A 15952-nucleotide genomic window follows, 5' to 3' on the forward strand; every position below is an offset into this window, starting at 1 on the left:
AGCATCGTCCGGCTTCCCTGTTCGATGGCCGGCTCTTCGTAACGGCCGCAAAGCTTTTTCTTGGCGATACCGATCGTCGGCAGACCCGACAGCACGCCGATATGGGCGGCGATGCCGAGGCGGCGGGGATGGGCGACGCCCTGGCCGTCGACGAACAGCATATCCGGCCGCTGCGTTCCCAGACGCGCCAGCGCCTTCATCAAGACCGGAGCTTCGCGAAACGACAGCAACCCCGGCACATAGGGAAAGCGCACGCTGTCATATTCCACCACGCTGGCGATCGGAGTCAGCGTGTCTATATCCATCGTCACCAACGCGGCCCGGGCGAGATTGCGTTCGGGATCGTAGCCCACGTCGATGCCGGCGATGCGCTTGACCGGCGGATGGTCGTCGGCAAGCAGGACCTTGGCGCGCATCGCGTTCTGGATGGCGATCGCCTCCGAGGTCGAGACGGGGGTATCGCTGTCGGTCATGGCTGTCATCCTCTCCCGTATTGCGGCCGGCTCAACGGACAAGCGCCGCTCCGATTTCGGGAGCGATCCTGTCCGCGATCGCCCGCACGCCCTCGGCACTGGGATGGAGACCATCGCCCAGCATCATGTTCGAGCGGCCCAGCACACCGTCGAGAATGAACGGATAGAGCGGCACGTCATATTTCCTGGCGAGATCGGGATAGATGACTTCGAAGCCTTCGCGGTAGTCCGGGCCGAGATTGGGCGCGGCGAGCATACCGGTGAGCATCGCCGGGATGTCGCGCCGCTTCAATTCGGCCAGGATCGCATCGATATTCGCGCGTGTCTGCGCCGGATCGATCCCGCGCAGCATGTCGTTGCCGCCCAGGCCCACCAGCACGAGATCGGGCCTTCGCTCCAGTCCGTCGAGCGTGAACGCCAGCCGCTGGCGCCCCGCCGCGCTGGTATCGCCGGACACACCGGCGTTGATCACCCGCGAGGGCACGTCATCCTCGTCCAGTGCCGCCTCGAGCTGCGGCGCGAAGCCTTCGTTCGGTCCGAGTTTATATCCGGCATAGAGGCTGTCGCCGAACGCCACGATCAGCTTCTCGTCCGCCGCCGTGGCGGCCACGGCCGGAACGGACGTGGCTCCGTCGCGTGGACTGCTGGGCGCGGCAGCGCTGTCACCCGAGGGAGAACAAGCGGCCAGTGTCTGGAAAAGCAGCGTCGCGCCTACATATAGACAGGTTCTGGAAGCCAAGGATCGATTCTCCCCAATGAAGCAAACCCCTATCGTCGTGCGTGCCCGCAATGTCACGCTGTCGCTGGGCGAGGGCGACGCGCGCGTCGACATCCTGCACGGGATCGATCTCGATATCGCGCAAGGGCAGAGCGTCGCGCTGCTCGGCCCCTCGGGCTCGGGCAAGAGCTCGCTGATGGCGATCCTTTCCGGCCTGGAGCAGGCGAGCGGCGGCGAGGTGCAGGTGGCGGGCGCCGATTTCACGCTGCTGGACGAGGATGCGCTGGCGCTGGTCCGGCGCGAGCGGCTCGGCATCGTGCTGCAGAGCTTTCATCTGCTGCCGACGATGACCGCGCAGGAGAATGTCGCGGTGCCGCTCGAACTGGCGGGCAAGGACGATGCGTTCGGCAAAGCGCGCACCGAGCTGGAGGCGGTCGGGCTCGGCCACCGGCTGCACCATTATCCCTCGCAGCTTTCGGGCGGCGAGCAGCAGCGCGTGGCCATCGCCCGCGCCGTCGCGCCGCGCCCGTCGATCGTCTTCGCCGACGAGCCGACCGGCAATCTCGACCGCGCCACCGGCGCGGGCATCGTCGACCTGTTGTTCGAACGGCGGGACAGCGCGGGCGCCACCCTCGTCATCATCACCCATGACGAGAGCCTGGCCGAACGCTGCGACCGTGTGCTGGAAATGCAGGACGGCCGGATCGTCGCGGACAATATGGTTTCGTACGGGCGCGCATGACGCCGGACCATCATAGCGGCGCGGACTGGGGCACCGCCTGGCGGCTCGCGCGCCGCGATCTCGGCGCCAGCCTGCGGGGGCTGCGCCTCCTGTTCCTGTGCCTGTTCCTGGGCGTCGCCACGTTGGCGGCAATCGGCAGCCTGACCGCCTCGATCACCGGTGCGCTGAGCGACCAGGGCAGGGAATTGCTCGGCGGCGATGTCGAGGTGTCGATGAGCCAGCGGCGTGCCGATACGGCCGAGCGCCAGGCTTTTGCTAAGGCGGGAACGGTCAGCGAGACCGTGCGCCTGCGCGCCATGGCCCGCGTGCCCGAGGGGGGCGAGTCGGTGCTCACCGAGTTGAAGGGCGTGGACGGCCGCTATCCGCTCTACGGCCATCTGACGACGGTTGGCGGCGGCGCAATGCCGCAGCTCGCGCCCGACGAACTGCTGATCGACGAGGGGCTGGCCGAGCGGCTCGCATTGAAGCCCGGATCGAAGCTGCGCTACGGCGAATCCGATTACACCGTGCGCGGCATCATCGCCGACGAGCCCGACCGGGTGGGCGAGGGATTTACCCTCGGGCCGGTGGCGATCGCCTCGCTTCAGGGGCTGGAACGCGCGAACCTGATCCAGCCGGGCAGCATGTACGAAACGAAATACCGGCTGCGCACCGACGGCGCCGCCGCGCCCGACGCATTGGTCGAGCGTCTGGAAAAACGTTTCCCGTCCGCCGGCCTGGAGCTGCGCACGCGCGACCGCGCCTCGCCCGGCGCCTTTCGCTTTTTCGAGCGCATGGGGCAGTTTCTCGAACTGATCGGCCTCACCGCGCTGATCATCGCCGGGATCGGCGTTGGCAATGGCGTCGCTTCCTATCTGGCGGCCAAGCGCCCCTGCATCGCCACGCTCAAGGTGCTCGGCGCCGGCGCGCGCGATATCGCGCGGATCTACGGGCTGCAAGTCGGTACGGTGGCGGGCGCGGCGATCCTGCTCGGACTGATCGTGGGCGCGGCTCTGGTGCCGCTGCTCGCGACGCTGATAGGAGACCTGCTGCCGGTGCGGCCCGAGCTGGGCCTGTTCGTCCTGCCGCTGGCCAAGGCCGCAGCGTTCGGCGCGCTGACTGCGGTCGTCTTCACGCTGCCGCCGCTGGCGCGCGCCCGCACCCAGCCCGCCGCAAGCCTTTTTCGTGGCGTGGTCGAGCGCGGGCAGGGTGGATGGAAGGCTGTGCGCTGGCCGGTAGCGCTCGCCGTGATCGCCATCGCCGCCTTGGCCGTCGGCACCGCGCGCGATCCGCTGTTCGCCGCCGCGGTGCTCGGCGCGAGCATGGCGGTGCTGCTCATCCTGCTCGGCCTCGGCTGGGCCATCGCCCAGGCATCGGCGCGTGCGCCGCGTCCGAAAAATCCGTTGCTGCGACTGGCGCTGACCAATCTCCACCGGCCCGGATCGCAGACCCCGGCACTGGTGGTGGCGCTCGGCCTCGCGCTCACCCTGTTCGTCACGCTGGCGGCGATCCAGACGAGTCTCGACAACGAGATCGCCGCAGTGGTGCCCGAGCGCGCGCCCGATTATTTCGTGCTCGACGTGCCGGTGGATCAGGCGGCGCGGTTCGAGAACATCGTAGATCGCTATGCGCCGAACGCCGATCTGAACATCGTGCCGACGCTGCGAGGGACCATCGTGGCGTACAAGAATGTGCGCGTGGCCGATCTGGAAGAGCTGCCCGAGGGGGCGTGGTTCTTGCGCGGCGAGCGCGGCGTTACCTATTCCGATGTTTTGCCGGAAGGCAGCGAGTTGACCGGCGGTCGGTGGTGGGCGCGAGACTATGAAGGCCCGCCGCTGGTGTCGCTCGACGAGGAAGCGGCCAAGCTGCTGGGCCTCACGATCGGCGATCCCGTCACGGTCTCGATCCTCGGCCGCGAAATTACCTTCAAGCTTGCCTCCACGCGAAAAGTGAACTGGGACACGATGGGGTTCAACTATGTGATGGTGGTCACGCCGGACACGCTGAAATCCGCGCCGCACAACGTCGCCGCCACGATCGCCGCCGATCGCACCGCCGGATTGCAGCGCGCGCTCGTGGACGCGTTTCCGTCGGTCTCGATTATCCCGGTCGGCGAGGTGGTCGGGCAGATCACCGCGCTGATGCGCCAGATGGCGAACGCGATCCTCGCCGCCGCCTCGGTCGCGATCCTGGCGGGCATCGCGGTGCTGATCGGCGCGATTGCGGCGTCGCGGCAGGCGCGCGCCTATGACAGCGTGATCCTCAAGACGCTGGGCGCGACGCGCGCGCAGGTGCTCGCCGCGCAGGGGCTCGAATATGCCATGCTCGCCTTTGCGCTGGCGGCGGTGGCGCTGCTGTTGGGCGGGATCGGCGCGTGGACGGTGATCGTGCAGCTGTTCGAATTCAGCTGGAGGCCCGATTGGGGGACGGTGCTCGGCGTACTCGGCGGGGGGGCGCTGCTGACGCTGGGCATCGGGCTGGCCGGGTCGATCCCGCTCATGTCGGTGCGACCGGCGCGTGCGTTGCGGCAGCTTTAGCGAGCGCGGAAGCATGGCGGTGTTTCGGTTGGAATTTTCGAAATTGGGTGGCTGCGGTTTGTGCATAAATTTCGTCACCCCGGGCTTGACCCGGGGTCCAGCTATCCTTCCCTCTTTTGTAAGCGGGTCGCTCATGTCGCGGCGAGCGGACTTGCATCGCGGGCAATCCGGAACGGTTCGGTGTGACCGGGAGCCCGGGCGAGAAAAAAGCTGGACCCCGGATCTAGTCCGGGGTGACGGTATAGGGAACGTCCGCAAATGGGTCGTTTCCGGAAATCCTAGCTGTGACCTGCCGGGAACATCCACCGCTGTCCTACATCGGCCGCTTCGGCTATGATCACGACATGACCCAATCGAGCCGCCCGTTCCAAGCTGCAAACTTTATGTCGTTCGTCGCAGCCCTGCCTCGGATCGGCAGAATTTCGGCGGTAGGGGGGTGTGACCACAGTGAACTTCCAGATGTCGCCCCCTTGACGGCATTTCGGGGCGGGGCGTGAAGCTGCCTTCGATTCGCGGCGCCATCGCCGAAGAGGTGCGCAGCCTGTTCCGCGAGGAGGGGCAGGGCGTATCGGTCTATGAAGGCGAAGGCTTGTTTCCGCCGGGCGCGGTGATCCGCGATGTGCATGGCGATGTCACGACGATGATGATCGGCGGCATCGCGGCGCTGTTTCTGCAGATGCTGCATCCGCTGGCGCTGGCAGGCGTGTGGGACCACAGCGATTTTCGCCGCGACATGCAGGGGCGGCTGCGGCGCACCGCGCGCTTTATCGCCACCACGACTTATGGCAATCACGCGCAGGCCGGGGCGGCGATCGACAAGGTGCGGTCGATTCACGACCGCGTCAGCGGCGCATTGCCCGACGGCACGCCCTATGACGCCAACGATCCGCACCTGCTCGGCTGGGTCCACATCACCGAAGCGGTGAGTTTCCTCGATGCGTACATCCGCTACCGCGAGCCCATGATGAGCCGCGCCCGGCAGGACGCCTATTTTGCCGAGATCGCGGTCATCAACGAGCGCCTGGGCGCGGCCCGCCTGCCCACGGATCGGCGCGCGGCGATGGAATATATGAACGGCTACCGCGCCGAGCTGGTTTGCGACGAGCGGACCAAGGCGGCGGCGCGGGCACTGCTGCACTATCGCCCCGAGCGCGCGAGCATGGCGCCGATGCAGTCGCTCAGCGTCCAGGCCGGGATCGATCTGCTGCCGGACTGGGCGCGGCGGATGCACGGGCTTTCGGTCCCATCGCTGGCACGCCCACTGCTGCGCACCGGTGCTCTGGGCCTCACCCACACGCTGCGCTGGGCGCTCGCCGGGCCATGAACCCAGCGCGTGACAGAAATGGCGCAATTCAATCTGGAAGGATTTACCGACGCCCCGCAACATATCGTCGGCCACGCAGAACCCGATTATCGACGCGCACTAGACCTCGACGGCGCTCAAGGGCCAATCCGAATGGGATTAAGCTGATCGCGAACGCGGTTGGACGCTCGATTGCCCGAAATCGAAAATTGCCGTTTCGGATTCGATCGAAATAGACTATCGCTATTCGGACCCGCCGATTGAAGAGGACGGCTGAGGGGACATGCGCATACTGATTGTCGATGACGAACCCTTGATTGCAGCGGATATCGAGATGACCTTGCTCGATGCCGGCCATCAGGTGGTGGCCAACGCGCAGCATCTGTCGACCGCGCTCGAGGCGTTGGAAAGGCATCCGGCGGATTTCGCGATTCTCGATGCCAATCTTGGCGGCAAGAGCGCCGAGCCGATTGCCGATGACCTGAAGCGTCGCGGCATCCCCTATATGATCCTGACCGGCTACACCCGCGATCAGATCGGCCCATGGGCCAAGGACAGCGTCGTGATCGGCAAGCCGGTAACGGCCGAGATGCTGCTCGCCCATCTGCCGGCCCAAGCCGCTCTGAACTGAGCGTGTTCGGTTTACAGATCGGGGCCCTTACAGATCGGGGAGCGTCTGCCGCGCGATGCCCCATTTCCCGATCGTGCGCGTCCGCTCGATCAGGGTGTCGGCGTCCGCAATCGTAAAGGCGGCGGCGCTTTCGAAGTCGGTCAGTTCATCCCAGAGCACGGGCACCGCCACCGGCGCGCCAGCGCGGCTACGCGCCGAATAGGGTGCGATCGCGGTTGCGCCGCGCTGGTTGCGTAGCCAGTCGATGAATATCTTGCCCGTGCGCTTGGCCTTACTCATCGTCGCGACGAAACGATCGGGTTCGGACTGCGCCAGCGCTTCCGAAAAGCGCCGCGCGAAATCCTTGTGCGCTTCCCAGCTGTGCCCGGCGTCGAGCGGCACGATTACATGCACGCCCTTGCCGCCGGAGAGCATGGCGAAGCTGACCAGGCCGATATCCGCCAGTGTGTTGCGGATGTCCTCGGCGGCCTTGACGACGTGGTCGAAGTTTAGTCCCTCGTCGGGGTCCAGGTCGAACACCATCCGGTCCGGCGCCTCGACATCGCGGACATGCGCGGCCCAGATGTGAAACTCGATCGATCCCATCTGCACGCATGACAGCAGGCCGTCGGCATGGTCGATATAGAGATAATCCTCATGGCCGCCGTCCTTCTCGGCGATCGGTACATGGTGCACGGCATCGCCAAAGCTGCCGCTGTCGTGCTTCTGGAAAAAGCATTTCTTCGCCCGGCCTTGCGGACAGCGCACCAGGCTGACCGGTCGGTGCGCGGTGAAAGGCAGCATCAGCGGTGCGATCTCGGCATAATAATCGGCCAGATCGCCCTTGGTTGCCTCGGCGTCGGGAAAGATCACCCGGTCGCGGCTGCTGATGATGATCGTGCTGGGGAATGTTTGCGGGGCGTGCGATGGTATCTCGGGCTCGACCTCGTCCGCATTCTTGTCCAAGCGAAGCCCGAGGAAACTGGCATGGCGCACCCGGTCGTCGGCGGTAAACTCGGCAAAGGCGATCTCCGCGACCCACCGCGGCGTGACCCAGTGCACGCCCCGCGCTGCGGCCTTGGGCACATCGAGCGGAGGCGTCTTGTGCTCGATGCGCGCGAGTTTAGCGGCGATGTCGCCCAATAATTCTTTATCGAAACCGGTGCCTACCTTGCCCTTGTAGCGAAGCCCGCCATCGTCATGCTGCGCGAGCAGAAGCGAGGCGAACGGGCGCACTTTCACATGGCTTTCCGACCAGCCGACGATCACAAATTCCTGCCGCCGCGTGCATTTGATCTTGAGCCAGTTCGAGGTTCGCGCGCCGCGATAAGCCGCATCGGCTTTCTTCGAGATGATCCCTTCCTGCCCGGCATCGCACATCGCCGCGAACAGCTTTTCGCCCGCGCCGATGAGGTGATCGGCCACGCGAATCGGATCCTCGGCGCCGTCGAGCAATTCGTCGAGCCGCTCCTTTCGTTCGATATTGCTGCGCGGCGTCCAATCCTCGCCATTCTCTTCGATCAGGTCGAAGGCGAAATAGATCAGGGCGCCGCCTTCGCCATTTTTCAGCGCCTTTTGCAGGGCAGAGAAATCGGGATCGCCCGCCTTGTTCAGCGCCACCACTTCGCCGTCGATAAGGCAGGCAGGCAAATCCAGCGCGGCTATGGCATCGGCGAGGTTCTGAAACTTGTCGGTCCAGTCCTTGCCCGACCGGGTGTAAACGCGCACCTTGTCGCCCGCGACCGCGATCTGGCAGCGATAGCCGTCGAACTTGATTTCGTGCATCCACTGGTTGCCGGTCGGCACGCTTTCGACCAGCGTTGCGAGCTGGGGTTTGCGGAATTGAGGCAGCACCGCCTTTCGCCGACGCGGCGGTTTGCCTACTTTTGCGCGCAGATGGCTCCTTGTGTCCGCCATGGCCTGATCGAAGGCTTTGCCGCGTTTGCCTTGGAGCGATTGCTCGCCCGTCTCGTCGCGCGCGATGGCGGCCATCGAGCGCCCGGTCGCAATGCTGGTCAGCTCACGGGCAACCAGTTCGTCGCTTGCGCCCGCATAGCCGTCGTCGATCTTGCGCAGCAGCCAGTTCTCGCGCTTTTCCTTGGGGCGCCCCTTCATGCGCACGAGCAGCCACTCGCCCTTCATCCGCTCGCCCTGCAGCGTGAAATGCAGATGGCCTTTGTCGAGGTCCTCTACGCTCTTGCCCGCGATCGGCTTCCACGTGCCGCGGTCCCACAGCATCACGGTGCCGCCGCCATATTCGCCCTTGGGGATGCTGCCCTCGAACTCGGCGTAGGACAGCGGATGGTCCTCGGTGCGCACGGCCAGGCGCTTATCGGCGGGATCGGGCGAGGGACCCTTGGTCACCGCCCAGCTCTTCAGCACGCCGTCCACCTCCAGCCGGAAGTCGTAATGCAGCCGCGTCGCATCATGCTTCTGGACGATGAAGCGGTTGCCCCGGTCCTTCGCAATCTCGCCGGCAGGTTCCTTCGTCCTGGCGAAGTCGCGCTTGGCGTTGTAGGAGGCGAGGGGGTCTTTCTTTTTTGCCATCCGTCAACTACCTATTACACTGCCTTTTTTCGGTGACGAACAGACGAACGTAAACACAAACCATTTCTATCCCGCCTTCTTACGCTTGGCCTTGCCGCCGCTGGCCCCCACCGATTCCTTCAGCGCCGCCATCAGATCGATGACGTTGCCGCCCTTTGCACCGGCGCCCGCCTCATCGTCGACATCCTCCAGAATGCGTTTCCCGCCTTTGGCCTTGCGTTTCTTCTCGATCAGGCCGTGCAGCGCTTCGGCATAGCGGTCTTCAAACTCGGACGCATCGAACGGAGCGGTCTTCTTGTCGATCAGCGTCTCGGCCAGTTCGAGGAGCTCGGCATCCGGCTGATCGTCCGGAATGTCGCGGAAGAAGCCGCTCGCCTGGTTGACCTCGTCGGCATAGCGCAGCGTCTCCAGCACCATGCCGCGTCCGCAAGGCTTCAGGCTGACGATATATTCGCGGCCCCTCAGCGCCAGCTGGCCGATCGCCACCTTGCCCGCCTTGCGCAGCGCCTCGCGCAATACGATGAACGCCTCCTCGGCCAGTTCGTCCTTGGGCACGACATAATAGGGCTTGTCATAATAGAGCACGCTGATCTCGTGATAATCGACAAATTGCGTGAGGTTCAACGTGCGCTTGCTCTCCAGCTTGACCGCGTCGATCTCCGTCTGGTCGAGCAGCACATAGCTGCCCTTTTCATATTCATAGCCTTTGAGGATTTCATCAGTGTCGATCGGGCCGATGCCGGGGACGGTCTTTTCGTATTTCACCCGCTTGCCGCTGGGCTCGTGAATCTGGCGGAAGCTGATCTTGGCGCCGCTGTGGGTCGCGCTGTAGATTTCGACCGGGATTGAGACGAGCGCCAGCCTGATCTGCCCGGTCCAGTAAGCGCGTGCGGCCATGCCCTGTTCTCCTCTTGGCTAGAGGAAATGCGCGGGGGCGGAATTGCGTTCCTGAATGATACCGCGCCGGCCGCGAAACATTGTTGCGCAAAGTTACAAAGTCTGCGCGCAGCGCGTCTTCCGGCGCTATTCATATCGTGCGCATGCGATGCCGTCATTGCGAGCGGAGGACGAAGTCCGCAACGCGGCAATCCAGGACGGCAACAGCGCTATCCGCCATGGATTGCTTCGTCGCCTGCGGCTTCTCGCAATGACGAAATCGGTGTCGGTAGCGCAGCTGGGGCAAGACGAAACCAGATCAAACCCTATATTACAATTGCAAAGGTTCAGTCCGGCCGCGGCGGTTCGCCGTCCGCCGGACGCGCGAGCAACTCCTCCCACGCCTTCAGTTCCTGCTTGGACGGCGTGCCGAGAATTTCCAGCGCATGGCGCAGCCGTTCGCGCACGATGTCGCGGCCCAGATGCACCGTCGCTTCGAACAGCGGGACCGAGGTCGGGCTGCCGGTGATCGCGATGAAAAAGGCGCGGACCATGAACTTGAATTTGAGGCCCAGCTTCGCTGCGGTGTCGCGCAGCGCGGTCTCGACCGACGGCTTGTCCCATTCGGCCAAACGATCGAATTGCCACAACGCCAGTTGATAGGCCTGACGCTGCTCCTCCGCCGCGATCTTCACATCGCGCAGCGTCGCCTCGTCGAGATCGAGCCGACTGCGGAAGAACATCGTGGTGAGCCCGCCGAGATCGCCGAGCTTCTCGATCCGGCTTTGCGCCATTTCGGCGATGGGCAGGAGATAGTCGTCGTTCAGCGCCCATTCGCGGACGCGGCCCAGAAAAGCCGGGGTGTCCATCGTTTCGCGCAGATAACGCGCGTTCAGCCAATCGAGCTTGCCGATATCGAACACCGGCCCGCCGAGCGAGATGTTGGTGAGCGCGAAATCCTCGCGCAGTTCGGCCAGGCTGGTCATTTCGTCACCTTCGGAGGCGGATTTGGCCGCCAGCCCCAAGAAATTGATCAGCGCCTCTGGCAGATAGCCGGCGCGCTGGAAAAACAGGATGCTGGTCGGGTTCTTGCGTTTGGACAGCTTGGACTTGTCGGCGTTGCGCAGCAGCGGCAGATGCGCCCACTTCGGCGGCTCCCAGCCGAAATAGCGGTAGAGCAGTTCGTGCTTGGGCACCGAGCTGATCCACTCCTCGCCGCGGATCACATGGGTGATGCCCATCGCGTGATCGTCGACCACATTGGCCATGTGATAGGTCGGAAAACCGTCCGATTTCATCAGGATCTGCATGTCGACGCGCGGCCATTCGATGCTGATCGGATCGTCGCGCAGTTCGTCGGTAAAGGTGCAGACGCCCTCGCTCGGCACCTTCATCCGCAGCACGAACGCGCCGTCGGGGCTTTCCGCCTTGGCCTCGGCGCGGCCCGCCTCGGTGAGGCAGCGGCCGTCGTAGCGCGGCGGCTCGCCGGCCTTCATCTGGGCCTTGCGCATCGTATCGAGCCGCTCGGCGGTGCAATAGCATTTGAAGGCGTGGCCGTCGGCTTCCAGCTGTTCGGCATGCTCGCGGTAGAGCGCAGTGCGTTCCGACTGGCGATAGGGTCCGTGCGGGCCGCCGACGTCCGGCCCCTCGTCCCAGGCGAGGCCGAGCCAGCGCAGCGCTTCCAGGATCATCCGCTCGGAGCGCGGGGTCGAGCGCGCCTGGTCGGTGTCCTCGACGCGTAGGACGAATTGGCCGCCATGCTTCCTGGCGTAGAGCCAGTTCATCAACGCGATATAGGCGGTGCCGACATGCGGATCGCCGGTCGGTGAGGGCGCGACACGGGTGCGGACGGTGGTCATGCTTTGGGGCTTTCAGTGCGGGTGCGGCGAATGTTCCGCGCTCCTATCAGCGCAGCCGCGCAGCGCCAAGCATGCGTACGGTCAGGCGCGCAGCGGCTCCAGCGCGAACAGCTTGCCGTTGCCATATTTGGGATCGGCCGGATTATAGCTGGTGGCGGGCAAGAAGGACTGGTCGTGAGCGGTGAGCTCCTTGAGACCGTCCAGCTTGTAGGTGCCGAACTTATATTCCTTGGGCGGCTTGCCGTCGCGCTCCAGTGCCACGGCATCGACGAACAGATCGTCGTGACGCATCCACAGCACATGCGGCGCCAGCTTGACCTGCTGCCGGTTATAGGTCGCCACGACGCATTTCTGGCGGGCGATGGCTTCGAAGAGGATCTTGTTGGGTTCCATGGAAGAAGAATGACGACGCTCCGGATTGGTTGCAAGTCTTTTGTGCGCTGCACCATCGTTGCGATCGCCTAGTGCAACGCTGCTATTCGCTTGACATTTTGCGCTGCAGCATCCATCTGGCCGTCAGCGAGGATGGATTTGTCCATCTTGGGCGCGCGCAGCGTGTGAGCCGGAATGACCCGGCATCGGCCGTGCCACTTCATCGCGATCCTTTTCACGGCAGCCTGATCACGCGGGTCGCTACTTCAGCGATCCGGCCGCACGCGCGGCGCGATCCCCTTTGCAATCCTCCCCGGAACGGGGAGGTGGCGCGGCGCCGCAAGGCGACGTGACGGAGGGGACGGAGCGCTTCGGCCCCTCCACCACTCGGCTTCGCCGAGCGGTCCCCCTTCCCGTTCCGGGGAGGATTTGAATTGAAAGACCTTATGAATGACCAAATTTTCCGATTTCGCGCTTAGCGCGACCCTTCAGAACGCCCTCAAGAGCGAGGGCTATGAAGATCCCACGCCGATCCAGGCCCAGGCGATTCCGCTGGCGCTCGAGGGCCGCGACATTCTCGGTATCGCGCAGACCGGCACCGGCAAGACCGCGGCCTTTTCGCTGCCCTCGCTTCACCGTCTGGCTGAGAAGAAGCTCGGCACCGGGCGTAATCAGTGCCGCATGCTGGTGCTGGCGCCGACGCGCGAACTGGCCAAGCAGATCGCCGACAGCATGATCGCCTATGGCCGCGGCACGGGGCTTTATGTCACCACTGCCTTTGGCGGCGTGCCGATCAACCGACAGAAGCGCGCGCTGGCCAAAGGCGTCGACGTGCTGGTCGCCACGCCTGGCCGCCTGCTCGATCTGTACGACCAGAAATCGCTCGACCTCTCGATGGTCGAGATCCTGGTGCTCGACGAGGCCGACCAGATGCTGGACCTGGGCTTCATGCAGCCGCTGAAGCGCATCGTGAAGCTGATCCCGTACAAGCGCCAGAGCCTGTTCTTCTCGGCGACCATGCCAAAGGCGATCGCCGAGCTCAGCCAGCAATTCCTGCGCGATCCGGCCCGCGTCGCGGTCTCCCCGACGGCGACCACCGCCGAAAAGGTCGAGCAGCGCGGCATGTTCGTGCGCTCCGAGGACAAGCCGAAGATTCTCGCCAGCCTGCTGCGTAGCGAGGATCCGGACCGGGTCCTCGTGTTCACCCGCACCAAGCACGGCGCCGACCGGCTGGTGAAGAGCCTCGATCACGCCGGCATCGATGCCGTCGCGATCCATGGCAACAAGAGCCAGCCGCAGCGCGAAAAGGCGCTCAACGCCTTCCGCCGCGGCGGCGTTTCCGTGCTGGTGGCGACCGATATCGCCGCGCGCGGCATCGACGTTTCGGGCGTATCCCATGTGTTCAACTACGAACTGCCCAACGTGCCCGAGCAATATGTCCACCGCATCGGGCGTACGGCGCGCGCGGACGCCAGCGGCACCGCGATCGCGCTGGTCGGCCCCGATGAGCGCCAGTGGCTGCGCGATATCGAGCGCACGATCAAGATGAAGCTCGACATCGAGCCGCTGCCCAAGGGCTTCGACCGGCCCGAGATCGAGGAGCTTCCGCCGCCGCAGATGGGCGGCCAGCGCCAGCAACGCTTCAAGCCGCGCGCGGCCGGTAAGCCCGGCGGCGGCGCAGGCCAGCCCCGCGGCGAACGCAAGGACGGCGGCAAACGCTTCGGCAAGCCCCATCGCGGGCAATCGTCCGGCGGCGGGGGCGGCAACCGTCGCAGCGCCAACCGGGGCGGCGGAGGCGGTCGCCCGCAGGGCTGATTCGTAACGAGGCCAGGCTTATTGCGAGCGGAAGTTCGCAAAAGGCGCGATACGTCCCGCCCTTCTCGGCCCTCCGGCCCGCGACTTTGTTGGAGCGGGTCGCAAGACCGCTGACGGGATGATCCGACGATGACAAAGAGCCGCCGTGACTATATGCCTTTAAGGGGCATGTAGGACAGCGGCTTTTTGGGTCGCGGTCGTTTGATATCATTCCAATCGGTTGTCATTCCGGGCTTGACCCGGAATCCAGAGCGAGATGGCATCGCCGCTGGGCCCTGGATCCCGGATCAAGTCCGGGATGACGTTGTTTTTTACATCGGGTAGCGCTGAAGGTGGATCCGATGTTCGACGCTTCCCTACCGCTGCTCATCCCTTGGACAGCACCCGGTCGCCGCGAAGAACCGCTTCGCTATGTTCGGACGCAAGCGTAGCGGAGCGCTGCCGGATATCGCCGACGAATTGCCAGGTCGAGGTCGCGCGCTCGGGCGTCAATTCCACCGTCATATAGCCTCGATTGCCGAGATCGACCCATTTCAATGTCGGGTTGATCTCGCGCAGCGCGGCGGCAACCTTGTCGGGGCCGACGCCGCTGAAGAAGCTTTCGAAGCCGGGTGAGGTGACGCTGTGTCCGGCGAACTCGACACCCGCGGGCTTGCCGTCCGCCAGCAGATCGAACGCCCAGCCGTTATGGCTGTCGCCCGATAGCACGACCAGGTCCGCGTCCGCCGCCTGCGCGGCTTTCAGCGCCCGGTCGCGCGCAGCGGGATAGCCGTCCCAGCTGTCGAAATTGAGCGGCAAGCCCGCCTTGCTCGCCATCGCGCCGACCGCCGCGCGCTGCTTGGCGTAATCGGGTGCGCCCTCCGGTATCCACTGCAGCGCCTGCGGGGGCAGTTTGAGATTGCCCATCACCGTCTGCTGCGCCCAGACCTGCCATTTCTGGCCTGCGCCGACCGATCGCTTGAGTTCGTCCGCGAACCAGCGCTCCTGATCGGCGCCGAGCATCGTGCGTGCCGGATCGCGCCATGTCTGATCGCGAAAGGCGGCGAGCGCGGCGTCGATATCACCCTGGCCCTTGAGCGCGGCGCCCAGATCGAGCTGCTGGTCCCGGGCATGCAGACGGCTTTCGGTGAGCAGGATGGTGGCCAGATCGCCGACGCGATAGCTTTTCCACTGGTCCTGCGTTTCCGGCAGATCGCTCACCGGCATCCATTCGCGGTAGACCCGGCGGGCGATGCGCTTGCGCGTCTCGTAATCGCCCTCGTTCGGCTGGTGGTTCTGCGCGCCATGTTCCCAGCTGTCATTGGCGATCTCGTGATCGTCCCACTGCGCGATCATCGGCCACAGCTGGTGCAGCCGCTGCAGATCGGGATCGGCGCGATAGCTGGCGTAACGCAGGCGATAGTCGGTCAGCGTCAGGATCTCGTGGTCCGGCCGGATGACGCGGCCGGGCAGGGCTTCTTCCAGCGAGGGATAATCGCCGATCTGATATTCGTAGAAATAATCGCCGAGGTGCATGACCAGATCGAAATCGTCGCGCGCCGCGGCGGCGGCATAGGCGTTGAACCAGCCGAACGGCAGATTGGAGCAGCTGAACACGCCCATCCGGAATTTTTGCGTTTCGCCATCAGGAAGCGTTCGGGTGCGCCCCTGCGGCGAGGCGCTGCCGTCCGGCGCGATGAAGCGGTAATAATACCAGCGGCCCGGCTGCAATCCACCCACCCCCAGCTTGGCGATCGAATCGCGCTCGCCGCTCGCCGTCGCGGAGCCGCCGCCGACGACCTTGCCCGTGGCCGGATCGCTCACCTCGGCGGTCAGCCGCGTATCGCCGCTCCCCACATAGCGCGTCCACAGCAGCACCGATCCTTGCGCCGGCTCGCCCGAGGCGACGCCATGGGTGAACCCGGTCGCCGACCGAAAGGCGAACGCGGCGCCCGGCAGCGCCAGCGCGCCGATGCCGAAGGTGCCGGCCTGAAGCAGGAGGCGGCGATCGAGAATCAGGGTCATGGCGTTGCTCTCCGTTCGTCACATGATGGCCGCCGGCGGTGACAGCTTCGTGAAAAAGCGGGTGGTGGTCAGTTTGAACTTTTCCTCTTCCGCTTGCGGGAGCAGGAGTCGAGCATG

12 protein-coding genes (1 of these 12 cut by a window edge) are annotated in these 15952 nt (G+C 65.0%); 5 read left to right on the forward strand and 7 right to left on the reverse strand.

The window, feature by feature from the left end; all coding sequences use genetic code 11:
• Together nfi and ACOQPC_RS05775 are read right to left on the reverse strand one after the other, a co-directional pair.
• Positions 1-473, reverse strand: the 5' portion of a protein-coding gene (nfi, locus tag ACOQPC_RS05770; protein WP_420607689.1) for a deoxyribonuclease V. 205 nt of this gene lie to the left of the window's left edge; the window shows 473 of its 678 coding nt (coding positions 1-473); the start codon lies at positions 471-473; its stop codon lies beyond the left edge, outside the window.
• Positions 474-504: 31 nt separating this feature from the next.
• A complete protein-coding gene (locus tag ACOQPC_RS05775) occupies positions 505-1212 on the reverse strand; it encodes an arylesterase (RefSeq protein ID WP_420607690.1) in 708 nt (235 codons plus the stop codon).
• Between the two features lie 16 nt (positions 1213-1228).
• On the opposite strand from ACOQPC_RS05775, the gene ACOQPC_RS05780 reads away from it, so the two are divergent.
• From ACOQPC_RS05780 to ACOQPC_RS05795, 4 genes are all read left to right on the forward strand, one after another.
• A complete protein-coding gene (locus ACOQPC_RS05780; protein WP_420607691.1) occupies positions 1229-1933 on the forward strand; it encodes an ABC transporter ATP-binding protein in 705 nt (234 codons plus the stop codon).
• Positions 1930-4449 (forward strand): ABC transporter permease, encoded by a 2520-nt coding sequence (locus ACOQPC_RS05785; protein ID WP_420607692.1) that lies wholly within the window; start codon positions 1930-1932, stop codon positions 4447-4449. Before ACOQPC_RS05780 ends, ACOQPC_RS05785 begins: the two co-directional genes overlap by 4 nt.
• A gap of 493 nt (positions 4450-4942) precedes the next feature.
• The gene (locus ACOQPC_RS05790; protein ID WP_420607693.1) at positions 4943-5773 is read left to right on the forward strand and encodes an oxygenase MpaB family protein; all 831 of its coding nucleotides are present in this window, start codon (positions 4943-4945) and stop codon (positions 5771-5773) included.
• 262 nt (positions 5774-6035) lie between these two features.
• A complete protein-coding gene (locus ACOQPC_RS05795) occupies positions 6036-6383 on the forward strand; it encodes a response regulator (RefSeq protein WP_420607694.1) in 348 nt (115 codons plus the stop codon).
• Between the two features lie 27 nt (positions 6384-6410).
• On the opposite strand, the gene ligD is transcribed toward ACOQPC_RS05795, so the two are convergent.
• The 4 genes from ligD to ACOQPC_RS05815 form a co-directional block, all read right to left on the reverse strand.
• Positions 6411-8909 carry a DNA ligase D gene (gene ligD / locus ACOQPC_RS05800; RefSeq protein ID WP_420607695.1) on the reverse strand — a complete coding sequence of 833 codons (2499 nt, stop codon included), beginning with the start codon at positions 8907-8909 and terminating at the stop codon, positions 6411-6413.
• Between the two features lie 66 nt (positions 8910-8975).
• On the reverse strand, positions 8976-9806 hold the full coding sequence (locus tag ACOQPC_RS05805; protein WP_420607696.1) for a Ku protein: 831 nt from the start codon (positions 9804-9806) through the stop codon (positions 8976-8978).
• A 326-nt stretch (positions 9807-10132) separates the two neighbouring features.
• Positions 10133-11644, reverse strand: a complete 1512-nt coding sequence (gene gltX / locus ACOQPC_RS05810; protein WP_420607697.1) for a glutamate--tRNA ligase — start codon at positions 11642-11644, stop codon at positions 10133-10135.
• Positions 11645-11725: 81 nt separating this feature from the next.
• Positions 11726-12037, reverse strand: a complete 312-nt coding sequence (locus ACOQPC_RS05815; RefSeq protein WP_420607698.1) for a hypothetical protein — start codon at positions 12035-12037, stop codon at positions 11726-11728.
• A 429-nt stretch (positions 12038-12466) separates the two neighbouring features.
• Here ACOQPC_RS05815 and ACOQPC_RS05820 point away from each other — a divergent pair, with 429 nt between their 5' ends.
• Entirely contained in the window at positions 12467-13831 is a 1365-nt protein-coding gene (locus tag ACOQPC_RS05820; RefSeq protein WP_420607699.1) for a DEAD/DEAH box helicase, read from the forward strand.
• A 366-nt stretch (positions 13832-14197) separates the two neighbouring features.
• Here the strand turns inward: ACOQPC_RS05820 and ACOQPC_RS05825 are convergent, their stop codons facing one another.
• The gene (locus ACOQPC_RS05825; RefSeq protein ID WP_420607700.1) at positions 14198-15835 is read right to left on the reverse strand and encodes an alkaline phosphatase D family protein; all 1638 of its coding nucleotides are present in this window, start codon (positions 15833-15835) and stop codon (positions 14198-14200) included.
• Positions 15836-15952: the final 117 nt, after the last annotated feature.

The sequence above is a fragment of the Novosphingopyxis sp. genome (assembly GCF_965218915.1).
Taxonomy (GTDB): Bacteria; Pseudomonadota; Alphaproteobacteria; order Sphingomonadales; family Sphingomonadaceae; genus Novosphingopyxis.